The 22,241-nt window shown below is 71.9% G+C and carries 18 protein-coding genes and 1 riboswitch; of the genes, 10 read left to right on the forward strand and 8 right to left on the reverse strand.

Features of this window, described 5'->3' with window-relative positions; translation table 11 throughout:
* The first annotated feature begins 95 nt into the window (after positions 1-95).
* Both ABT015_RS01805 and ABT015_RS01810 read left to right on the forward strand, forming a co-directional pair.
* Entirely contained in the window at positions 96-3,107 is a 3,012-nt protein-coding gene (locus ABT015_RS01805) for an ATP-binding protein (RefSeq protein ID WP_350875607.1), read from the forward strand.
* Between the two features lie 182 nt (positions 3,108-3,289).
* Positions 3,290-4,354, forward strand: coding sequence for an aldose epimerase family protein (locus ABT015_RS01810; RefSeq protein ID WP_350875609.1), 1,065 nt, complete (start codon positions 3,290-3,292; stop codon positions 4,352-4,354).
* Here the strand turns inward: ABT015_RS01810 and ABT015_RS01815 are convergent.
* Entirely contained in the window at positions 4,347-4,940 is a 594-nt protein-coding gene (locus ABT015_RS01815) for a GNAT family N-acetyltransferase (protein ID WP_350875611.1), read from the reverse strand. The two genes, ABT015_RS01810 and ABT015_RS01815, sit on opposite strands and share 8 nt — an antisense overlap.
* Positions 4,941-5,249: 309 nt before the next feature.
* Between ABT015_RS01815 and ABT015_RS01820 the strand changes: the two genes are divergently transcribed.
* From ABT015_RS01820 to ABT015_RS01840, 5 genes are all read left to right on the forward strand, one after another.
* A complete protein-coding gene (locus tag ABT015_RS01820) occupies positions 5,250-6,527 on the forward strand; it encodes an extracellular solute-binding protein (RefSeq protein ID WP_063350123.1) in 1,278 nt (425 codons plus the stop codon).
* Positions 6,528-6,654: 127 nt separating this feature from the next.
* The gene (locus ABT015_RS01825) at positions 6,655-7,656 is read left to right on the forward strand and encodes a carbohydrate ABC transporter permease (protein ID WP_350875614.1); all 1,002 of its coding nucleotides are present in this window, start codon (positions 6,655-6,657) and stop codon (positions 7,654-7,656) included.
* Between the two features lie 40 nt (positions 7,657-7,696).
* The gene (locus ABT015_RS01830) at positions 7,697-8,602 is read left to right on the forward strand and encodes a sugar ABC transporter permease (RefSeq protein ID WP_350875616.1); all 906 of its coding nucleotides are present in this window, start codon (positions 7,697-7,699) and stop codon (positions 8,600-8,602) included.
* A 37-nt stretch (positions 8,603-8,639) separates the two neighbouring features.
* Complete coding sequence (locus ABT015_RS01835) at positions 8,640-10,358, forward strand: glycoside hydrolase family 13 protein (RefSeq protein WP_350875618.1); 1,719 nt, start codon at positions 8,640-8,642, stop codon at positions 10,356-10,358.
* A gap of 25 nt (positions 10,359-10,383) precedes the next feature.
* Entirely contained in the window at positions 10,384-11,403 is a 1,020-nt protein-coding gene (locus ABT015_RS01840) for a LacI family DNA-binding transcriptional regulator (protein WP_350875620.1), read from the forward strand.
* 118 nt (positions 11,404-11,521) lie between these two features.
* Here the strand turns inward: ABT015_RS01840 and ABT015_RS01845 are convergent, their stop codons facing one another.
* Complete coding sequence (locus ABT015_RS01845; protein WP_350875622.1) at positions 11,522-12,856, reverse strand: transglycosylase family protein; 1,335 nt, start codon at positions 12,854-12,856, stop codon at positions 11,522-11,524.
* A riboswitch (cyclic di-AMP (ydaO/yuaA leader) is annotated at positions 12,843-13,013 on the reverse strand. It overlaps the preceding gene by 14 nt.
* A 421-nt stretch (positions 13,014-13,434) precedes the next feature.
* On the reverse strand, positions 13,435-14,403 hold the full coding sequence (locus tag ABT015_RS01850; RefSeq protein WP_350875624.1) for a hypothetical protein: 969 nt from the start codon (positions 14,401-14,403) through the stop codon (positions 13,435-13,437).
* Between the two features lie 559 nt (positions 14,404-14,962).
* Between ABT015_RS01850 and ABT015_RS01855 the strand changes: the two genes are divergently transcribed.
* Entirely contained in the window at positions 14,963-15,226 is a 264-nt protein-coding gene (locus ABT015_RS01855) for a DUF397 domain-containing protein (RefSeq protein ID WP_280679710.1), read from the forward strand.
* 391 nt (positions 15,227-15,617) lie between these two features.
* On the opposite strand, the gene ABT015_RS01860 is transcribed toward ABT015_RS01855, so the two are convergent.
* On the reverse strand, positions 15,618-16,139 hold the full coding sequence (locus ABT015_RS01860) for an ATP-binding protein (RefSeq protein ID WP_350875627.1): 522 nt from the start codon (positions 16,137-16,139) through the stop codon (positions 15,618-15,620).
* Positions 16,140-16,557: 418 nt separating this feature from the next.
* Between ABT015_RS01860 and ABT015_RS01865 the strand changes: the two genes are divergently transcribed.
* Positions 16,558-17,424, forward strand: a complete 867-nt coding sequence (locus tag ABT015_RS01865) for a Sco1979 family transcriptional regulator (RefSeq protein WP_063350131.1) — start codon at positions 16,558-16,560, stop codon at positions 17,422-17,424.
* A 77-nt stretch (positions 17,425-17,501) separates the two neighbouring features.
* Here ABT015_RS01865 and ABT015_RS01870 read toward each other — a convergent pair whose 3' ends face one another.
* A complete protein-coding gene (locus ABT015_RS01870; protein ID WP_350875630.1) occupies positions 17,502-18,080 on the reverse strand; it encodes a TetR/AcrR family transcriptional regulator in 579 nt (192 codons plus the stop codon).
* 262 nt (positions 18,081-18,342) lie between these two features.
* A complete protein-coding gene (locus ABT015_RS01875) occupies positions 18,343-19,857 on the reverse strand; it encodes an MFS transporter (RefSeq protein WP_350875632.1) in 1,515 nt (504 codons plus the stop codon).
* Between the two features lie 87 nt (positions 19,858-19,944).
* On the opposite strand from ABT015_RS01875, the gene ABT015_RS01880 reads away from it, so the two are divergent.
* Positions 19,945-20,376, forward strand: coding sequence for a MarR family winged helix-turn-helix transcriptional regulator (locus ABT015_RS01880; RefSeq protein ID WP_350875634.1), 432 nt, complete (start codon positions 19,945-19,947; stop codon positions 20,374-20,376).
* 63 nt (positions 20,377-20,439) lie between these two features.
* On the opposite strand, the gene ABT015_RS01885 is transcribed toward ABT015_RS01880, so the two are convergent.
* Together ABT015_RS01885 and ABT015_RS01890 are read right to left on the reverse strand one after the other, a co-directional pair.
* Positions 20,440-21,387: a M56 family metallopeptidase gene (locus ABT015_RS01885; RefSeq protein ID WP_350875636.1), complete on the reverse strand. Its 948-nt coding sequence runs from the start codon at positions 21,385-21,387 to the stop codon at positions 20,440-20,442.
* Positions 21,388-21,527: 140 nt separating this feature from the next.
* Positions 21,528-22,094 carry a DUF5134 domain-containing protein gene (locus tag ABT015_RS01890; protein ID WP_350875638.1) on the reverse strand — a complete coding sequence of 189 codons (567 nt, stop codon included), beginning with the start codon at positions 22,092-22,094 and terminating at the stop codon, positions 21,528-21,530.
* Between the last annotated feature and the right edge of the window lie 147 nt (positions 22,095-22,241).

A 22,241-nucleotide genomic window follows, 5' to 3' on the forward strand; every position in this document is an offset into this window, starting at 1 on the left:
CAGTGAGTGCCACGCAGCGCTAACCTCGGCTCCACGGGCAGTGATGCGAGCAGCGACACGGGCTGTGACGCGAGTGGCGAGGCGGAGGCACGACGGTGACCGAGCAGGACAACGAACTTCGGACGGGATCAAGTTCCGGCCGGGACGGCGACAGCACCTCGCCGAGGGTCAGGCTGCGCGACCGCGACGCCGAACTGCGCTCCGTCGAAACGGCCGTCGACAAACTCTGCTGCGAATTCGCGGCCGGCGGCACCGAGATCGGCGAACTGCTGGCCTTCTCCGGCCGCCCCGGCATCGGCAAGACCAGCCTGCTGCACGAGGTCCGACGGGTCGCCAAACTCCGCGACCGCGCCACGGTGTTGTTCGCCCGCGGCGGCGAACGCCAGTTCAACGAGCCCTACCACGTGCTGCGCCAGCTCCTCCAACCCCTCCTCACCAGCCTGGAACCCGACGAGTTCCGCCAGGTCATGGGCACCTGGGAGGAGGTCGTCGGACCGGCCATGGGCCTCAAGCGGCCCAAGGCCGGCGCCCGCCGCCTCGACCCCCAGGGCGTGCGCGACGGCCTCGACTACGTCCTCACCCAACTCGCGCCGCGCCGGGCCCCGCTGGTCATGATCGTCGACGACCTGCACTGGGGCGACCACGAGTCGCTCTCCTGGCTCACCCAGTTCGCCGTCCGCTCCCGCGAACTGCCCGTCCTGCTCGTCTTCGCCTTCCGCGAGGACGAGAGCGACTGGCCGACCGAGATCCAGCAGCACCGCAAGGCCGTCCTCGGCCTCGCCACCAGCAAGCACGAGCTCAACCGGCTCTCGCTGGTCTCCGTCACCGACATGATCCGCGCCGAACTCGGCGACAAGGCCGAGGACGCCTTCTGCTACGAGTTCTGGAACGTCGTCAACGGGAACCCCTTCGAAGCCGTCGCCCTGCTCGACCAGGTCCGCGACCAGGACCTCGAACCGGTCGAGGAGAACTCCCAGCAACTGCGCGAACTCGCCGTCGACGCCACCGGAATGACCCTCAAGAGCTGGATCGACCGGCTCGGCTCCGGCACCCTGCGCTTCGCCTGGGCCTGCGCGATGCTCGGCACCGACATCCGGGTCGACCTCGCCACCCGGATCTGCGCCCAGACCACCGAGGGCGCGCGCGACGCCATCAAGCAGCTGCGCAAGCAGCGCGTGCTCACCCAGACCCCCAACGGCAACCTGGAGTTCGTCCACCCGCTGATCGGCAGCTCGATCTACAACACCATGCCGGAGGCCACCCGCACCGGCATGCACGGCGTCGCCGCCGCCGAGATCGAGAACGCCGGACTCGGCCTGCTCGCCGCCTCCCGCCACCTCGTCGAGACCTTCTCCGGCGAGGGCGACGACAAGACCGTCCGCAAACTGCGCCGGGCCGCCGTCGAACACCTGCTGATCGGCGCCCCCGAAGCCGCCCAGCGCTGTCTGCACCGCGCCCTCAACGAACCACCGGCCGACGACATCCGCGCCGAGGTGCTGTACGAGCTGGGCTGCTCCGCGCTGCTCACCGACCCCGTCGCCACCGTCAACCAGCTCAAGCTCGCCCTCGACCCCGAGGAGGGGCCGCTGCGCCCCGAACTGCGGGTCGACGCCACCTTCCGGCTCTCCGAGGTGCTCGCACACAGCGGCGAACTGCGCCAGGCCGCGGTTGTCTGCCAGGACGAGGCCGAGCAGACCGCCGACCCGGCCGGCCGACTCCGGCTCCAGGCCGCCTCGTTCATGTGGCACGCCTTCCGCAAGTCCGAGGACGACGGGCCCGGCCGATCCACCCGGCTCGGCCTCATGTGCGACGGCCTCAGCACCCGCGACGCCGCCGACCGGGCCGTCCTCGCGATGCGCGCCTGGGACCTCACCCTGCGCGGCGCCCCCTCCACCGAGGCGCTGACCTACGCCGACGCCGTCCTGGACGCCGGCCGACTGCCCAAGGGACTCGGCTGGACCAACAGCACCTGGGGCTTCGAACTGCCCTCCATGCTCGGCCTCACCTACACCTACAACGACCGCATCGCCCAGGCCGAGCGGCTGTTCGCGGACGCCATCATCCAGTTCGAGGTGGCCGGGTGGAGCGGTGCCCACCGGGGCTTCGCGTACTTCCTGATGGGCCTCGCCCGCTTCCGCCGCGGCCTGCTCGCCGAGGCCGAGGACTTCCTGCGCCGCGCGCTGCGACTGTCCGAGCGGATCGGCCCCAAGCTGCCGCTCGCCTGGGACGCCGTCGGCGTCCTGGTGGACACCCTGCTCGCCCGCGGCCGGACCGAGGAGGCCTGGGAGCTCGCCGTCAAGTTCGGCTTCCACCCGCCGTACCACGCGACCGCGATGGTGCTGCCCGACGCGCCCTCGCTGTACGGCAAGCTGCTGATCGCCAAGAAGCGCTACGCTGGGGCGGCCGCCGCACTCACCGAGGCCGGCGCCCAACTGGAGGCCCGCGGCTGGCACAACACCGTCTGGGCGCCCTGGGCCGGCCACCTCGCCATCGCGATCGCGGCCGACGAGCCCGACCGGGCCCGCGAGTACGCCCATAAGGCCGTCCAGGACGCCCGCACCTTCGGCACCGCCTCGGCGATCGGCACCGCGCTGCGGTTGAACGCCCAGATCGAGGACGGCCAGCAGGCGGTCGAGTTGCTGGAGCAGGCCGTGATGTACCTCGGCCAGTCGCCGGCCGGGTACGAGCACGCCGTCGCGCTGGTCGACCTCGGCGCCGCGCTGCGCCGGGTCGGACGGCTGGAGGACGCGCAGGAGTACCTGTACCAGGGCATCGAACTGGCCCAGCACTGCTCGGCCGAGGGGCTGGTCGACCAGGCGCGGCGGGAACTGGCCAACTACGGCCTGCGGCCCAACCGGCTGGGGCTGCGCGACTTCCGGGAGACGCTCAGCCAGCCCGAGTGGGAGGTCGCCAACCTCGCGGTGCAGGGCGTGCCGCCGCAGCGCATCGCCGACGAGCTCGGCGTGCACCTCAGCCTGGTCAACCGTCGACTGGCCGCGGTCTACCGCAAGGCGGGCAGCGGGCCGGACGGCCTGGCCTCCGCCCTTGGGCTGCCGACGCAGCCGCGCGGGGCCACCCGGCCGGGGGCGGAGCCCGAGGAGGAGTAGCCGCGGGCGGCCCGGGCGCGTGGGCGGCGGGCGCCCGGGCGGCGCGCGGAGGCGCGGGAGTGCTCCCGGCGCGGTCGCCGTCGCTAGGCTGACGCAGACGTGGGATCGCCGCGGCGACCCCCTGGACGGACCCGGAACCGGGGCGGTCACGGCACCCCGCGACCGCCAGTGAGGAGCAGGCCATGGCGAGCGAGGCCACCAGCGTGCGGCACGAACCCCTCGACCCCTCGGGCGCGGGCGCCGCGATTGAGCGCTGGACGCTCTCCGCCGGCCCGTACGAGGCGAGCGTGCTCACCCTCGGCGCCACCCTGCACACCCTCACCGGCCCGGACCGCGCCGGGCGCCCCGCCCAACTGCTGCTCTCCACCGACCAGCTGACGCAGATCCTCGGCCCGGCCCGGCACTACGGCACCGTGGTCGGCCGGTACGCCAACCGGATCGACGGCTCCAGGATCACCATCGACGGCGAGGAGCACCCGCTCGCCCCGACCGGCGGCGGCATCACCATCCACGGCGGGCCGGACGGCTTCGCGCAGCGGATCTGGGAGGCCGAGCGGATCGAGGGCGGGGTGCGGCTGCGGCTGCACAGCCCGGACGGCGACCAGGGCTTCCCCGGCGCGCTGGACGTCACCGTCTCCTACACCCTCGACCAGGCCGGCGAGCTGGTGATCGCCTACCGCGCCGTCACCGGCAAGCCGACCGTGGTCAACCTGACCAACCACGCGTACTTCAACCTTGCGGGTGAAGGCAACGGCGACGTCCTCGGCCACCTGCTCACCCTCGACGCCGACGCCTACACGCCGGCCGACGAGCGGCAGATCCCGTACGGGCGGACCGAACCGGTGGCCGGCACGCCGTTCGACTTCACGGTGGCCACGCCGATCGGCAAGTCGGTGCACGACGACCACCCGCAGCTGGCCGGGCCCGGCGGCTACGACCACAACTGGGTGCTCCGGGACCGGCCGGCCGACGGCAGCCCGGCCAGGGCGGCGCTGCTGGAGGACCCGGTCAGCGGTCGCACCCTGGAGGTGCTGACCACCGAGCCGGGCGTCCAGGTCTACACGGCCAACAAGTTCCAGGGGGCGGTCACCGGCGCGAGCGGCGTTCCGTACGGGCCGTTCGCCGGGATCGCGCTGGAGACCCAGCACTTCCCGGACTCCCCGAACCACCCGGCGTTCCCGAGCACCGTGCTGCGGCCGGGGGAGGAGTTCCGCTCGACCACCGTGCTGCGGTTGGGCGTCAGCTGAGCGCTCCGGGCGCGTCCGGGGTGAGGCCCTGCCGCAGGTCCGGAGTGAGGTCCCGTACGAGGTCCCGGCGCATGCAGAGCCGGGGCCAGCGGTCGAGACCGTGCTCGGCCTCCTTGCGGCGGATCTCCCGCAGGCCCGGGGTGAGCTCGTGGTCGGCGAGCGGGCGGAAGCCGCAGCGGGCGTAGTAGGGGGCGTTCCAGGGGACGTCGGCGAAGGTGGTGAGGGTGAGCGCGGGGGCGTCGGTGCCGGCCGCGAGGTGTTCGATCAGGGCCCGGCCGATGCCCCGGCGGGCGTGGTCGGGGTGGACCGACACCTGTTCGATGTGCAGGGCGCCGTCCACCGGCTCGGCGAGCAGGTATCCGGCGATCGGACCGGTACCGGGACCGGGTTGCCGGGGCAGGTCGGTCGCGTCGGGGACGGCGACCAGGGCGACGCCCGCGTCCAGGTAGTGGGCCAGCTCGTCCGGGGCCGGTGGTTCGTCGTCGGCGATCTCCGGCATGCCGATCGCGGCGAAGGGGGCCCCGGCGGCCCGCTCCAGTTCGCACAGCAGCGGCAGTTCGTCCCTCATGGCGGCTCTGATACGCATGCGTTCAGTCTGCTGCAAGCGGTTTCCGGCCAGGGATGGTGGTGCTCTCGGCCATCCGGTACCGGTCTGAAGCGGGCGAACCCGGACATTTGGTCGGACTGTCCACTACCGTGCGGCTACGTCCAGGACACGTGGGCGTAACGATCGCCGTTTCTTTCAGAAACTTGCTGCAAGGACTTTCCGTCGCTATTGCGCCGCTGTTAACTTCCTTCCGAGCCCGACGGCAGCAACGGTGCAGTCGGCACGAGGCAGCCATTATGTGCCTGTCTCCGAAGATCTCGGGCACCCCCACCCTCCCAAGGAGTTCTCATGCGGCGTGGCATCGCGGCCTCTGCCCTCGTTGTGGCCCTCGCGGTCTCGATGGCTGCCTGTGGCAGCAGCGGCTCCAGCTCAAACGGCAAGGCCGACGGGCCGGTCACCCTCACCTACTGGGACACCTCGAACGCCACCAACGAGGCGCCGAACTACCAGGAGCTGGTCAAGAAGTTCGAGGCCGCCAACCCGAACGTCAAGGTCGACTTCGTCAACGTCCCGTTCGACCAGGCGCAGAACAAGCTCCAGACCGCCATGGGGGCCAAGGGCGCTCCGGACGTGTTCCGCTCCGAGGTCGGCTGGACCGCCGCCTTCGCCAAGGCCGGCTACCTGGAGCCGCTCGACGGCACCCCGGCCGTCGCCGACACCTCCGCCTTCCAGCCCAGCCTGATCCAGCAGGCCAAGTTCGACGGCAAGCTGTACGGCGTGCCGCTGGTCACCGACACCCTGGGCCTGCTCTACAACAAGGAGCTGTTCGCCAAGGCCGGCATCACCGACGCCCCCAAGACCTGGGACGAGCTGAAGACCGACGCCGCCGCGCTCAAGGACAAGGCCGGTGTCGACGGCTTCTGGCTGAAGGCCGCGGACGGCTACTACGCGATGCCGTTCCTGTTCGGCGAGGGCACCGACACCGTCGACGCCGCCGGCAAGAAGATCACCGTCACCTCGCCGGAGGCCGTCAAGGCCATCGAGACCTACAAGACGATGTTCACCGCGCCCGGCATGGCCAAGGCCGACGTCACCACCGACGCCTACGCGCACATGATGGACGCCTTCAACAACGGCAAGGTCGCGGCCATCGTCCAGGGCCCGTGGGAGATCACCAACATCTACAAGGGCGCCGCGTTCGCCGACAAGAACAACCTCGGCATCGCGCCCGTCCCGGCGGGCTCCAGCGGCAAGTCCGGTGCGCCCACCGGCGGGCACAACATCTCCGTCTACGCCGGTGCCGACCAGGCACACAAGGCCGCCGCCGAGAAGTTCGCCGCCTTCATGACCTCGGCGGAGAGCCAGGCCTTCATCGCGCAGAAGAACTCCACCCTGCCGACCCGCTCCGACGCCTTCACCGCCGACGTCAAGGCCGACCCCGGCATCGCCGGCTTCCAGGCCGTCCTCGGCAGCGCCAAGCCGCGCCCCGAACTGCCCGAGTACAGCTCGCTGTTCTCCTCGCTCGGCACCAACCTGGGCAAGGCCGTCCAGGGCACCGGCACCCAGGACGCGCTGAACACCGTCGCCACCGACTACGCCAAGCTGCTGCCGGGCTTCGCCAAGTAGTCGCCGTCGGCCGTCCGAGCCGCCGCCGCTCCAGGCCCTGTCCGGGACCTGGCGGCGGCGGCCACCCGGCGGGCCCGGCGGCCGGACCCGCTCTCCCCGAGACTTCCCCCCGAGAAGGTGTCAATCGATGTCAGTCGCCGTGCAGGGCGCCACCGGCAAGGGCAGCCCGGAGCGCGAGCAGCGTCCGGGCCTGCTGGAACGCGTCAAGCGCTCCTACGCCAAGCACTGGTACGCCTACGCGATGATCGCCCCCGTGGTGCTGGTCCTCGGTGCGCTGGTGCTCTACCCGCTGGTCCAGGGCCTCTGGCTCACCCTGACCGACGCCAACAGCCTCAACGTCGCCCGCAAGATCGGCGTCAACGAGATCCCGGCCAGCTACAACTTCGTCGGCTTCCACAACTACGCCGACATCCTGTGGGGCCCCGGCTCGTACGACCGCTTCTGGTCCCACTTCGTCTGGACCATCGCCTGGACGGCCATCTGCGTCTGCCTGCACTACAGCCTCGGCCTGGGCCTCGCCCTGCTGCTCAACAAGAAGCTGCGCGGCCGCGCCGCCTACCGGATGCTGCTCATCCTGCCCTGGGCCGTGCCGACCTTCGTCACCGTCTTCTCCTGGCGACTGATGCTGTCCGACGGCGGTGTCGTCAACAGCATGCTCGGCTTCCTCCACCTGCCCGAGCCCGGCTGGCTCACCGACCCGTGGGCGCAGAAGTCCGCCGCGATCCTGGTCAACACCTGGGCCGGCGTGCCGTTCATGATGATCTCGCTGCTCGGCGGCCTGCAGTCGATCCCGGCCGAGCTGTACGAGGCCGCCGAGATGGACGGCGCCACGCCGTGGCAGCGCTTCCGGTACGTCACCCTGCCCGGGCTGCGGGCTGTCTCCTCCACCGTCGTTCTGCTCGGCGTGATCTGGACGTTCAACCAGTTCAACGTCATCTTCCTGCTCTTCGGCACCGGTGCGCCCGACGCCCAGCTGCTGGTCACCTGGGCCTACCGCCTCGGCTTCGGCCAGATCCCCCGGGACTACGCGCAGTCCGCCGCCTACGGCGTGATCCTGCTGTCCATCCTGATCGTCTTCACCGCCTTCTACCGGCGCTGGCTCGCCCGCAACGAGCAGGCCAACGGCTGAGGCCCCGGACCCAGTTGACCCACGAAGGCAGGTACCCCCGATGAGCACCACCACCGAACTCCCCACCCCCGCGACGACCGTGACCCCGGCCGCCCGGCCGGCCAAGGTCCGCCGGCGCGGTGAGAGCAGCCCGCTGGCCAGGGCGCTGTCCCACGGCACCCTGATCGTGGCCGGCCTGATCGCGCTGTTCCCGGTGGCGTGGATCCTCTTCGTCTCGCTCGGCCCGGACAAGACCGACTACCTCCACCCCGGCGCGATCCTCGACAAGCTCACGCTGTCGAACTACCACCACGTGCTGTTCGACACGGACTTCTTCACCTGGTTCGGCAACGCCCTGCTGGTCTCCGGCGTCACCACCGTGTTCGGCGTCCTGGTCGCCGCCACCACCGGTTACGCCGTCTCCCGGATGCGCTTCCCCGGCCACCGGCCGCTGATGTGGTCGCTGCTGGTCACCCAGATGTTCCCGATCGCGGTGCTGATCGTGCCGATGTACACGATGCTCTCCGACCTCGGCCTGCTGGACAGCTACCTGGGCCTGATCCTGGTCTACTCGACCACCACCGTGCCGTACTGCGCCTGGCTGCTGAAGGGCTACTTCGACACCATCCCGGTGGAGATCGACGAGGCCGGCCGGGTCGACGGGCTCAGCCCGTTCGGCACCTTCTGGCGGCTGGTGCTGCCGCTCGCCCGCCCGGGCCTGGCGGTGGCCGCCTTCTACTCCTTCCTCACGTACTGGGCCGAGGTGCCGTTCGCCTCCACCTTCATGCTCAGCTCCGACAAGTACACGCTGGCCGTGGGCCTGCAGACCTTCGTCAGCGAGCACGACGCCCAGTGGAACCTGATGGCCGCGACCGCCGTGCTGATCGCGATCCCGTCGGCAGCCTTCTTCTACCTGGTGCAGCGTCACCTGGTCACCGGTCTGACCGCCGGTGCCTCCAAGTCGTAACGCTCCTCGCTCCTCTAGTCCCCAAGGGATACCGTCCATGACCCAGAACCTGGCCGACACCTCCCGGCCTGCCGCCGACGCCGCCGCCCACGAGGCGGTCACCCCGGCTCCTGCGACTGGCGGCGCGTCCAGAGGCTGGTGGCGGGACGCGGTCATCTACCAGGTGTACCCGCGCAGCTTCGCCGACTCCAACGGCGACGGCATGGGCGACCTGCCCGGCATCCGCAGCCGCCTGCCGTACCTGCGCGACCTCGGCGTGGACGCGGTCTGGCTGTCGCCGTTCTACGCCTCGCCGCAGGCGGACGCGGGCTACGACGTCGCCGACTACCGTGCCGTGGACCCGATGTTCGGCAGCCTGCTGGACGCCGACGCGCTCATCCGGGACGCCCACCAGCTGGGGCTGCGGATCATCGTCGACCTCGTCCCCAACCACTCCTCGGACCAGCACGAGTGGTTCCAGCGCGCCCTGCGCGAGGGCCCCGAGTCCCCGCTGCGCGAGCGGTACCACTTCCGCCCCGGCAAGGGCGAGAACGGCGAACTGCCGCCCAACGACTGGGAGTCCATCTTCGGCGGCCCGGCCTGGACCCGCAGCGAGAACCCGGACGGCACCCCCGGCGACTGGTACCTGCACCTGTTCGCCCCCGAGCAGCCCGACTTCAACTGGGAGAACCAGGCCGTCGCCGACGAGTTCCGCTCGATCCTGCGGTTCTGGCTCGACATGGGCGTCGACGGCTTCCGCATCGACGTCGCCCACGGCCTGGTGAAGGCTCCCGGCCTGCCCGACCTCGGCGGCTCGGACCAGCTCAAGCTGCTCGGCAACGACGTCATGCCGTTCTTCGACCAGGACGGCGTGCACGAGATCTACCGCAGCTGGCGCAAGATCCTCGACGAGTACCCGGGCCAGCGGATCGGCGTCGCCGAGGCCTGGACCCCGACCGTCCAGCGCACCGCCAACTACGTGCGCCCCGACGAGCTGCACCAGGCCTTCAACTTCCAGTACCTGGGCACCGGTTGGGACGCCGCCGAGCTGCGCGAGGTGATCGACGTCTCGCTCGACTCGATGCGCCCGGTCGACGCCCCCACCACCTGGGTGCTGTCCAACCACGACGTCACCCGGCACGCCACCCGCTTCGCCAACCCGCCCGGCCTCGGCACCCAGATCCGCACCCCCGGCGACCGCGAGCTCGGCCTGCGCCGCGCCCGCGCCGCCACCCTGCTGATGCTCGCGCTGCCCGGCTCCGCGTACATCTACCAGGGCGAGGAGCTCGGCCTGCCGGACGTCACCGACCTGCCGGACGAGGTCCGCCAGGACCCGTCGTTCTTCCGCAAGGCCGGGCAGGACGGCTACCGCGACGGCTGCCGCGTCCCGATCCCGTGGTCCGGCACCGAGGCCCCGTACGGCTTCGGCCCGGTCGCAGGCGGGCCGTCCTGGCTGCCGCAGCCGGCCGAGTGGGCCGTGCTGAGCGTCGAGGCGCAGACCGGCGACCCGGCGTCCACCCTGGAGCTGTACCGCAGCGCGCTCGCCGTGCGCCGCTCCCAGGACGACCTCGGCGCCGGGACGGCCGTGGAGTGGCTGGACGGCCCCGAGGGGACCCTGGCGTTCCGCCGCGGCTCCTTCGTCTGCACCGTCAACACCACGGACGAGCCGGTCCGGATAGCGGCGCCCGGAAAGCTGCTGCTCTCCTCGGTGGAGCTGGTGGTCGACGGCGGCGAGACCGTGCTCGCGCCGGACAGCACCGGCTGGTGGGCGGTCTGACGTGGTTGCAATAGGCTCTGGGACCGTGACTACGGCGCGACTCTCAGACATCGCGGCGCAGGCGGGGGTCAGCGAAGCCACCGTCTCCCGCGTACTCAACGGCAAGGCGAACGTCTCCGCCGCCACCCGGCAGACCGTGCTGGCGGCGCTCGACGTGCTCGGCTACGAGCGGCCGACCCGACTGCGTCAGCGCAGCGCCGGCCTGATCGGGCTGATCACGCCGGAGCTGAGCAACCCGATCTTCCCCGCACTGGCCCAGGTGATCGAGCAGGTGCTCAGCCGGCACGGGTACACCCCGGTGCTGTGCACCCAGACGCCGGGCGGGTCCACCGAGGACGAACTGGTCGAGATGCTGGTCGACCGGGGCGTGGCGGGCATCGTCTTCGTCTCCGGGCTGCACGCCGACTCCACCGCAGACCACGACCGCTACGCCCGGCTGACCGGCCGAGGGGTGCCGTTCGTGCTGATCAACGGCTACAGCGAGCGGATCGACGCGCCGTTCATCTCGCCGGACGACCGGGCCGCGATGTGGATGGCCGTCCAGCACCTGGCCGAACTCGGGCACGAGCGGATCGGGCTGGCCGTCGGGCAGCGGCGGTACGTGCCGGTGCTGCGCAAGATCGAGGGCTTCACGGCGGCGATGCGCGAGGTGCTCGGGCGGAGCCAGGAGGAGGCCGAGGAACTCGTCCACCACACGCTGTTCAGCGTGGAGGGCGGGCACGCGGCGGCCGGCGCGCTGCTGGACAAGGGCTGCACGGCGATCGTCTGCGGCAGCGACATGATGGCGCTCGGGGCGATCCGGGCGGTGCGGCAGCGGGGGCTGTCGGTGCCGCACGACGTCTCGGTGGTCGGCTTCGACGACTCGCCGCTGATCGCCTTCACCGAGCCGCCGCTGACCACGATCCGCCAGCCGGTCGAGGCGATGGCGACCGCGGCGGTGGACGCGCTGCTGGAGGAGGTCGGCGCAAACGCGGCCCAGCGCGGGGAGTTCATGTTCCAGCCGGAGCTGGTCATGCGCGGGTCCACGGGGGCCTGCGCGCGCTGAGGACGGTCAACGGACGGGCCCCGGAGAGCAACTGCTCTCCGGGGCCCGTTGCGTGCTGTCCGGGTGCCGGGTCAGCCCTCGTGGTCCGTGGGGCGGCTCCTGCACCCGGCTGTCGTGCTCAGACCCGGCCGGCGAAGTCCGGCGCCCAGTTGGCGACGGTCTGCAGGCGCACGCCCGAGCTCGGGTTGGCGGCCTCGACGTACTGGCCGCCGCCGATGTAGATCGCGACGTGGTAGACGCCGGAGTTCTGGCCGTTGTTGGACCAGAACAGCAGGTCGCCCGCCTGGAGGCTGTCCAGCGAGACGCGGGTGCTGGCGGCGGCCTGGTCGGCGGCGACGCGCGGGACGGAGACGCCCGCGGCGCGCAGCGCGGCCTGGGTCAGGCCGGAGCAGTCCCAACCGCCGTTGCCGGTACCGCCGTAGACGTACGCCTGGCCGACCTTCGACTGGGCGAAGGAGACCGCGGCGGCCATGCTGCCGGTGGCGGCCGGGGCCGGCGCCGGGGTCTGTGCCTGGGCGGCCGGCTTGGAAGCCGGCTTGGTGGCCTGGGGCTGAGCCTGGGGCTGAGCCTGGGGCTGGGCCGCCGGCTTGGTGTTCGCGGCGCCACTGTCGGAGGTCTGGCCGGACTTCTGCGAGCGGTCGAACCAGGTGAAGTCCGAGCCGGACGTGGCCGACGAGCCGGACTGCTGGGCCTGGCCGCCGTCCTTGAACGAGAGGCGCTGACCCGGGTAGATGGAGTCCGGGCCCTCGGTCAGGGTGCCGCGGTTGAGCTCGTACAGCCGCTGCCAGCCGCCCTGGAGGTTGTGCTTGTCGGCGATCGAGGACAGCCAGTCGCCGGAGGCCACGGTGTAGTCGTCGGTCTGGGGCTGGGCGCTGTTCTGGGCCTGGTTCTGGCCCTTCTGCGCCTGGTCCTGGGCCGGTGCGGCCGGCTTGGCGGGCTTCGGGGCCGGGGCCTGGGTCTGCGCGGGCTTGGCGGCCGGGGCGGCCGGCTTCGCGGCGGGCTTGGTGGCGGTCGAGCCGGCAGCCGAGCCGGCCGAGGTGTCGACGGCGGCAGCGGCGCCGCCCTTGGTCAGGCCGGCCTGGACCGAGCACACCGGCCAGGCGCCGGGGCCCTGCGAGGCGAGGACCTTCTCGGCGACGGCGATCTGCTGGTCCTTGGTGGCCTGGTTGGCCTGGGGGGCGTAGGCGGTGCCGCCGAAGGCGGCCCAGGTGCTGGAGGTGAACTGCAGGCCGCCGTAGAAGCCGTTGCCGGTGTTGATGCTCCAGTTGCCGGTGCTCTCGCACTGGGCGACCTTGTCCCAGGTGGCGACGGAGGCGGCGGAGGCGGTGCCGGAGGTGAGGCAGGGGATGGTGAGGCCGACGCCCGCGACGCCGATGGCGGCGATGACGCGTCGGGTACGGCTGGACAGACGGGTGCCGTTGGTGGGCAGCATGAAGACGCGGTCCTCTCCCACGCCTGCGAGGTGAGCTGTCGGATTCGGGCTGGAGTTGCCCGGCCGCGCTGTGGGCGCGGCTTCACCCCTAGCCCTGGATCGTTCCGGGGAACGGTCCAGGGCGACTTACCTGTGGGTCCCCCGCTCCTGCCGTGGTGCGTTTTCGCGCTGCCAGGACATCCGACGGCAGGACTCGGCGTCGCGGATGAACTGGGTTCGTGTGGCCACGAACGGGGAGCACGTTAAGCAGACTTAAGTTCAAACTGCAAACACCTGTGACGCGCATCACGGTTTGGTGAGAACGATCGTTCCTCTCGCTCGCCATGATCAAAAATGACCGATCTCCGGCAACCCGGCGAAGGATGCGCACAACTGTCTGCGCTTCAGGATGCGGGTGACGGAGGGTCGGACCGCCCGGGGGGCCGCCCGCCGGGAGGGCGGCCTGTCCGCACTGTGGCCATCGGGGGGCGCGTCGAGCAATGGCGAACAAATGCGGATAGAACGGACATCACGCCTATTCGCCTTTTAATTCCCTTACGGGACAAGCGGGAAGGGCCCGGGACGGTTGCGTCCCGGGCCCTTCGCACGTGCGGTGACCGCTACTGGCCGGCCGACTCCCCGGCGGCGGCGTGAGCCGCGTGACCGCCGCGGCCGGAGTGGTCGGCGTGGGCGCCCCCGGCGGCCTCCGCCGCCTCGGCCTCGGCCTGCGCCAGGGCCTCGGGGGAGGGTGCGGGCAGCGCGGCCAGGTAGGTGGAGGCGATCAGCTGGCCGACCGTCGGGTAGGCGCCCAGCGGCGCCGCGGACGGGCAGCCGGTCTCCTCGGCGGCCGTGGCGAGCAGTTCGGAGTCGGCCTCCGGGCCGATCACCAGCGGGGCCAGCGCCGGGCGCTGGGAGCCGGTCTCCTTGAGGTGGTTGACGGCCGCGGCGACCGAGCCCGGCACATCCAGCGCGGCGGGTACGACCGGGACGGCCAGCCGGGCCGCCAGCAGGACACCGGTGATGCCGGCCGCGGCAGCGGCCTCCTCGCCGCCGACGGTGGTCAGCACGACGCCGTCCGCGGCGGTCGCGATGGCGAACAGCCGGGCCCGGTCGGCACGCGCCAGGCCGGCCTCGGACAGGCGCACGTGCACGGCCTCGGCGAGCAGCGGGTGCGGGCCGAGCACGTCGGTGACGGGGGCTCCGTACTCGGCGGCGAGGGCGTGAAGTTCGGTCAGGAATCCGTGCGGGCCGGGTACCAGCGGCACCAGGACCGGCGCGGGCAGGCCGGCCTCGGCGGCCATGGCCAGCAGTTCGGCGACGGTGCGGTCGTCGCTGTCGGCGCCCTGGGCGGCTTCGCCCGGGAGGTAGCCGACGGCGGTCTGGATGCCGCTCTGCTCGCTGCGGACGATCGACAGCAGCTCCTCGACGACCGAGCGGGACTCGGGCCCGGCGGTCGCGGGCACGGCGAGCACCAGGGCCGGGGATCCGGCCGGGATCTCGGGGCGCTCGGGGCGACGGTGGCGCCCCCGCGCACGGGAGCCTGGAGTGCGGACGGGCAGTGGCGCGCCCGGGATGGCTGCGGTGCTCATGCCGGAGATCGTAGGACATCGGCCCGTCAGGCCCGCATTCGGCTGCCGGTCGGGTTTCGCGTGGTCATGGCGGGTGCGCCGCGCTCCCGTCGTGACCGTCCGGGCGGTTTGCCCGCAATCCGGACATATCTCACCCAGCCCTCGAGCGATCACCACTCGTTGCCCTGACGTGTCCGACGGGGCGTCGAGTTGCCTCTGTGGCGCGTGAGATGTCTCACAGCCGGGACGTCGCCTGACGGAGGGTCACGAAGGCGCGACTCCGGGCGTCTGAAGATCAACATTCAGCGGGGGACCGCTCACGGCCGGTTATCGAGAATCTGACGATTCACTCGGCTATGTCCGTTTACGTACCGTCAGGAGAAGGGTCCGTGAAGAGTTCGGAACTGCCGGTGAAAGGCCTCGTGCACCTGCACTGTCCCGTGCTGATGCACGTGCACAGCAGCTATCATCGCGTCAAGTGAGGCGTTGTGCCGGGCCGGTACGGGGCCGGTCCGTTCGTTCGGCGGGTGCCGGGAGCGCCGCGCTGGACGACCACTCCGGAGCTCTTCGGGAGATTTCTATGCACGACTCGCAGGACACGCACGGCTCGTACGACACCTACAACGGGATGGCGGCCGCCGACCTCAAGGGGGTTGTCTGGCAGAAGAGCCTGCACAGCAACTCCCAGGGGAACTGCGTCGAGTTCGCGGCCCTGCCGGGGGGCGATGTGGCGATGCGCAACTCGCGCTTCCCGGAAGGTCCGGCGCTCATCTACACCCGGGCCGAGATCGCCGCCCTGCTGTTGGGGGCCAAGGACGGGGAGTTCGACCACCTGGCGGTCTGACCGGCCGTCGTCCTGCCATCGGGGGGCCGTCGTGGGTGCTGACACCGCGACGGCCTTTGTCTTTTCCGGAGCCGGTCCGGGGCCGCGCGACGGGTGCTCTCGCGACGGGAGTTCTCGCGGCCGGCCGCGCGCAGGTGCGGCGGGTGGTCCCGCGCACGGCTGGGGGCCCGGACGCGGACGGGGGTCGGGCCGCCGGGGTGCCCGGCCGTCGGTTCGGCCGTCGGTCCGGTCGGCTCGTCCGGGGGGCGGGCCCGGGAATCGTCGTGGGAATCGTTCTGAGGGCCGAGCCGGGGCCCGTGGCGCACCTGTGCCAGGCCCGTCGATCCGCCCCGCGGAGCCCGGGGTGCGGTCCTCCCGGGGCCTGCCTCGGCCGGCCGCGCGCCGCCTGGCGCTAGGCCGAGCGCCGGTGCCGTCCACCGAGTTCGGAACCGGTGGCCGGCTCCGCCTCGAACAGGGCCCAGACCACCTTGCCGCTGCCCAGCGGGTGCCAACCCCAGGAGCGGCTGAAGGACTCCACCAGGTGCAGTCCGCGGCCGGACTCGGCGACGAAGTCCGCCTCCCGGGCGACCGGGCCGATGCAACTCGGGTCGCTCACCGCGCAGACCACCTGGGGAGAGCGGTGCACGAGGCTTATTCGGATCGGCAGCCGGCCTTCGGGGGTCGGCTGTATGGGAAAGTCGTACTCGCCCTGGGCGCCACCCGCAGGGTCGGGCCGTGCGCCGACCGCATGCCGCAGTGCGTTGGTCACCAGCTCCGAGGCCACCAGCGCGACGTCGTCGAACAGCTCCATCAGGCCCCAGCGCTGAAGAGAGGTTCTGGCGAAGTCGCGCGCGGTTCTGACGGCTTCGAAGCGAGGAGCGAGCGTACAGGTGACCACATGGGGGTCAACCGCCAAAGCCGTACCGGTGCTCATGAAGAGCTCCTCCCATAAGGGGGCGGACACGGCTGGACCCGCCGGGGTCATGCCGGTCACCTCCGACTCGCTCGGCCGCTCGGCCGCCCCCTCGACCAGCGCGCGCGCACACGTTCCCCCGGTGGCGCGGGGGAACGCTGCCGGGTCGGTGCACGGAGTCGCGCGTGGGGTCGACGCGGAGCCCGCGGGAATGCCAGGGATGTGCAGGTGCACGTGCACCATGGTGGTGTGCGCTCACTGCAGATGCAAGAGTCGATTCACGTGCAGTCGCACTATTGGCATATGCAAGCGCCGGATGCACGTGCATCCTGGTGTGTGGAGTGTGGAACTGATAGGAACATCCGTCAGTATCGGCACCGTGAGCGCTCAACTGATGGCAGACTGTGCGCTGTTTGCCCAAGGTGGAGGTTTCGACCGCATGACCACAGTTCAGCCGGGCGGCGGCTCGATGGTCCGCCGGATCCTCCTCGGTTCTCAGCTGCGTCGCCTGCGTGAGACGCGTGGCATCACGCGCGAGGACGCCGGCTACGCGATCAGGGCCTCGGAGTCCAAGATCAGCCGCATGGAACTCGGCCGCGTCAGCTTCAAGGAGCGCGATGTCGCCGACCTGCTCAGCCTCTACGGCGTGGACGACGGCCTGGAGCGGGAGGCACTGCTCGGGCTGGTCCGCGAGGCCAACAAGTCCGGCTGGTGGCACAGCTTCAACGACGTGCTGCCGGGCTGGTTCCAGACCTACGTCGGCCTGGAGGAGGCCGCCCAGCTGATCCGCACCTACGAGGTGCAGTTCATCCCCGGACTGCTGCAGTCCGAGGAGTACGCACGGGCGGTTTTCGGACAGAGTCGGCCGGTCGTCAGCGAGGAGGAGATCGAGCGGCGGGTCAGCCTCCGCCTGCGTCGCCAGAAGCTGCTGACCGAGGGCGCCAGCCCGCGACTGTGGGCCGTGATCGACGAGGCCGCTCTGCGCCGCCCCGTCGGCGGGCCCAAGGTGATGCGCGGCCAGGTGCAGTACCTGATCGACGTCGCCGAGCAGGCCAACGTCGTGATCCAGGTGATGCCGTTCCGATTCGGCGCGCACGCGGGGGAGTCCGGGGCGTTCACGATCCTGCGCTTCCCCGAACAGGACCTCGCGGACGTCGTTTACCTGGAGCAACTCACCAGCGCGCTGTACCTCGACAAGCGGGACGACGTCGACGCGTACATCCAGGTCATGGAGCGGCTCTGCGTGGACAGCCTCACGCCCGAGCGGACCGTGGACCTGCTGGCCTCGATCCTCAAGGAGCGCTGAGGGGAACTCCCAGCGGAGCGTACGGGTCCGGCGCCCGCGATCGGTCGCCCGGACACCGAGCCGCCGTCCACCCGCCGTCAGCCGCGGGCCGGCGGCCGTTCGCGTTCCGGCGGCAGTGCCTGCGGCGGGGTGCCCAGCTCCCAGGGCAGGTCGTAGCGGCGGAACAGGTCGGCCCGGATGGGTGCCAGCGGGAGTTCGGCGCCCGGCAGCAGCACCCCGATGCAGCCGCCCATCAGCGCGCTGCGCAGCACCGCGTGCTCGGCGGCCGGGTCCGGCGCGCCCCAGTCGAGCAGCAGGCCCTGGAGGATCGCGCCGAGCTGCTGCTGCTCCGGGTCCTGGACGAAGGCGCCGGAGTCCGGGTCCAGGATCAGCGCGAGGTGTGAGCGCATCACCCGTGGATGCTCCAGGGCGAGGGTGAGGACCGCGTCGATCGCGCGGGCCAGCCGGGCCGCCGGCGTGGCGTCCGGGGTCAGTTCGGCGAGCGCGCCGGAGAGCGACTGGTGCATCATCCGGTGCGTCGCCGACTGCATCAGCAGCCGTTTCCCGTCGAAGTAGTAGGAGAGCAGCCCGCGGGCGAGCCCGGCCCGCTCGGCGATGTCGGTCAGCGTGGTGCCCGCGTATCCGTGCCGGTCGACCAGTTCGACGGTGGCTCGCATGATGCGCCGACGGGAGCGTTGCCGCATCTCCTCATTGACCGAATCCCCGCGAGGTGCCATCGTGTCTGCTCCGAACGTTCGTTGGCTCCGGGCCAATATACTGGCGGAGCCGGTAGTCGCACCGTGAAACCGCGCGCCGGTGGGCGCCGCTCGGGCGCCCGGTACGAAGACGGCCGGCTCCACCAAAACGGGGGTTTGGTGGAGCCGGCGCCATTGTCCGACGGCGGGGGGCCGGGGGCCGGCCCCGGGCGGCGGTCTACGGTCAGCGGTTGGTCAGGACTTCGGTCCGCGCCGGGCTCGACCCGACCGGGGGGTAATCGTAGTCCGGCACCGGCGCGGGAGCCGACTTCCGCCGCCGGTCGACCAGGGCACCCACCGCGGCGATCAGCAGGCCGAGCAGCGCGACCGCCGTGACGAACACCAGGGCCGGCCGGTAGCCGTCCAGCTGTGCCTGCGGGCTGTCACCGCCGGCACTGCCGGCGGTGATCATCGCGGTCGCGCCGGCCAGGACCACCGCGGTGCCGACCTGGATCGCGGTGTTGACCAGGCCGGAGGCCAGTCCCTGCTCCTCGTCGCCCACGCCGTCGGTGGCGGCGATGTTCACCGAGGGGAAGGCCAGCGCGAAGCCCAGGCCGAGCAGCAGCATCGAGGGCAGGACCAGACCCAGGTACGAGCTGTGCTCGTCCAGCCGCAGGAACAGCGCGAACGCGCCGACCAGGGCCAGCAGGCCGATCGGCAGCAGCCGACCGGTGCCGAAGCGGTCCACGATCGGGCCCATGAACGGTGCCGAGAGCGCGATGAACGCGCCGGCCGGCAGCAGCCCGAGGGCCATCTGCAGCGCCGACCAGCCCAGCAGGTGCTGCAGGTAGAGGGTGACGACGAACTGGAACCCGCCGTACGCGCCGGCCATGGCGAAGGCGATCACGTTGGCCCGGGCGACCGAGCCGTTGCGGAAGATGCCGAGCCGGACCAGCGGGTGGGCGGTGCGGCTCTCCACCAGCAGGAAGGCGGCGGCCAGTGCGGCGACCACGACCAGCGAGCCGACGGTGCGCAGGCTCAGCCAGCCGGCGCCCTGCGCCTCGGTGGCGGTGAACACCAGCAGCAGCACGGTCGCGGTGCCGGTGATCGCGCCCAGCACGTCGTAGCCGCCCTTGGCACGCTCCTCGGCGGGGCGGGGGAGCAGCCGGACCGCGAAGAGCAGGGCGAGCAGCGCGACCGGAACGGGCATCAGGAACGTCCAGCGCCAGCCGACCGAGGTGAGCAGGCCGCTGAGCACCAGGCCGAGCGAGAAGCCGCTGGCGCCGCAGGTGGTGTAGATCGACAGCGCCCGGTTGCGGGCGGGGCCCTCGGCGAAGGTCGTGGTGATGATCGACAGGCCGGCGGGGGCGGTGAAGGCGGCGCTGACGCCCTTGAGGAAGCGGGCGGCGATCAGCAGCCCGCCGTCGTCGACCAGGCCGCCGAGCAGTGAGGCGGCGGCGAAGACGCCCAGAGCGACCAGGAAGACCCGGCGGCGGCCGAGCAGGTCGGCGGCACGGCCGCCGAGCAGCAGCAGGCCGCCGTAGCCGAGCACGTAGCCGGAGACCACCCATTGCAGGGCGGAGGTGGAGAGGTGCAGCTCGGAGCCGATGGACGGAAGGGCGACGCCGACCATGGAGACGTCCAGGGCGTCCAGGAACATGGCGGCGCAGAGCACGATCAGGGTGCCCCAGAGGCGGGGTGTCCAGCTCAGCCCGCTGGTTGACGGGGCGTCGGGTGACGTGGCGGTCGCGGTGGTCATGGGGAGGACAGTACATGCGCGTGCATTCAATGCAAATGAATAAGATGTGAACACATAATTTTACGGCGCACATGCTAGGGTGGCACCGTGGCTGATCTCGACTCCCCGGCGGAGGCCGGTCTCGTCGCGCAATGGCGCGACCTGCTGGCCCGGCATGCCGCCACGGCCTGCATGCTCGATCGCGAGCTGGGTGACAAGTGCGGGCTGGGCGTGAGCGAGTTCGAGGTGCTGGAGCGCCTGGTGGAGGGGTGCCAGGGCGGCGGTCATGCGCTGCGGGCGCAGGAACTGGCCCACACCGTCCACCTCAGCCAGAGCGCGCTGTCCCGGGTGATCGCCCGTTTGGAGAAGGGGGGACTGGTCACCCGGGCCATGTGTGAGAGCGACCGGCGGGCCATCGTGATCACCCTGACCGGGGCCGGTCGGGAGCGGTACGAGCAGGCCAGGCCGCTCCATCGCGAGGTGCTCGAACTGACCCTCGGCACCCCGCTCGGGCCGCTGGGGGAGCCGCCGACAGGCTGACCTGTTGTCAACTCGGGGGGTCGGCCGCTGGGTTGGACCTTTCCGGAGGGGCCGGGGGCCTTCTCAGAGGAGCGAGGTCAGCCCCGGGGCGACGGCCAGCAGGACGGCCGCGGCAGGTGCGGCGAGGGCGGCGACGGTGAGGCGCAGCCGGTGTGGCACGGACAGTCGCGGACGGCCCGCGAGCAGCCGGTCCACCCGCCGCGGGGACTGTGCCAGACCGGGCGGGCAGGAGCCGAACACGCCGCGGTCCAGGTTGAGTTCGGCCAGCGCGAGGGCGGTGGTGTGCCGGCCGTGCCGGCGCGCCGCCCGGTCGTCGGCCGCCAGCTCCACCAACTCCTCCACCTGGGCCCGGAAGGCGCTGAACACGCCGACTCCAGGGAAGCCGGAGGCGAGCGCCTGCGCGCACTGCTGGAGCCAGTGGTGCCGGGCCCGGACGTGCCCGCGCTCGTGGCTCAGGACGGCGGCCAGCTCCCGGTCGGTCAGCTGCTGGAGGGCACCGGTGGTGACCACCAGGCGGGAGTCCGGGCCGGGCAGCGACCACGCCTGCGGGCGGACGTTCTCCAGCACCACCAGCCGCTCCCGGCGACTGCGTGCGGCCGCGATGGCCTCGGGCAACTCCGGAGCGCGGACAGTCAGTTGAGCATGCCGGTGGTCGCGGATCGCCTTCGCGGAACGGACTTCGCGGGTGAGCGCCAGCACCGTCTGCAGGCCGCCCGCCGCCAGCACCGCGGCGCACAGCCGGCCCCAGCCCTCGGCGTCCTGGAGGCCGTACGCGGCCTCGACGCCGTGCGGGGCGCCCGAGAACACCAGGGCGCGCAGTTCGGGCAGCGCGGCGGAGGCGGCCAGCAGCAGGCCCAGGACGCAGCACAGCAGCACGGCCACCACCAGGCACTGCCATGCCAGCAGTGCCAGCACCGGTTCGCGCTCCGCCCAGCGGGCCCGGGCCAGCAGCCGGGGCGCGACGGTCGAGAGCAGCAGTCCGAGCAGCAGCAGGCCGATCAGGGCAGTCATCGTATGGGCTCCCCGAGTACGCACGGAACGCGACAACGCGCTCCCTGCCAACCTATGCGCTGATGACGTCCGGAGGAACGGCTTTCGACCGGCCAGTGACCAACGCCACGTCAGGGATGGGGTCTTGGATCGATCCGGGCTCACATGGTCAGGAGCATGGCGAACATGCCGATGCCCATGGTGAGCCGGCAGGCCCGGGGCAGCCCGGCGGTGCCGAGTGCCATGGTCCCGGAGGGGGTGTGCAGGAGCCGGGTGCCGACCCACAGGGAGTAGGCGCCGAAGTAGAGCAGGAGGGAGCCGGTCAGCAGTGGCGTGCCCGCGTCGGCGGCGTGGTGGTGATGGCCGGGGGTGGCGGTCATCGCGAGCGCCATGTACGTCATGGCGAGCGCGCCGATCGCGTGGTGCAGCCGGTGTGCCCGGCGGGCCGGGGCGCGTACGGCGGCGAGCAGGAAGGCGGCGGCGGGGAGGCCGAACATCCAGGCCCAGACGGTGGCCGGGACGGCGCCGCCGGTCACGGCCATGGCGGCCATGCCGAGCCCCATCAGGGCCTCGGCGGCATCGGACTCCCGGGCGAGCAGGCGGCGGGCGCCGAAGTGGTGGGTGGTGTCGGTGGCGCAGGGGGAGTGGCGTAGCCGGGTGAGGCAGTAGGCCCCGGCGGTGGCGGTGAGGAGCGCGAGCAGCCAGCTGATCAGCGAGGGTCCGTGCAACGGCGGCCTCCCGGGGCGGCGGGGGCGGGCGGCCGGCGGCGGCGTGGCCCGCCGACCGCGGTCTGGACGGTCGTCCCGTCCACGATCACCGCTGTGGCCGGGGCGCGGGCAGGGCGCGTACCGGGGCGCACAGTGGTGCCCCCCGGT

The organism is Kitasatospora sp. NPDC094016 (genome assembly GCF_040304045.1).
In the GTDB taxonomy this organism is placed as follows: domain Bacteria; phylum Actinomycetota; class Actinomycetes; order Streptomycetales; family Streptomycetaceae; genus Kitasatospora.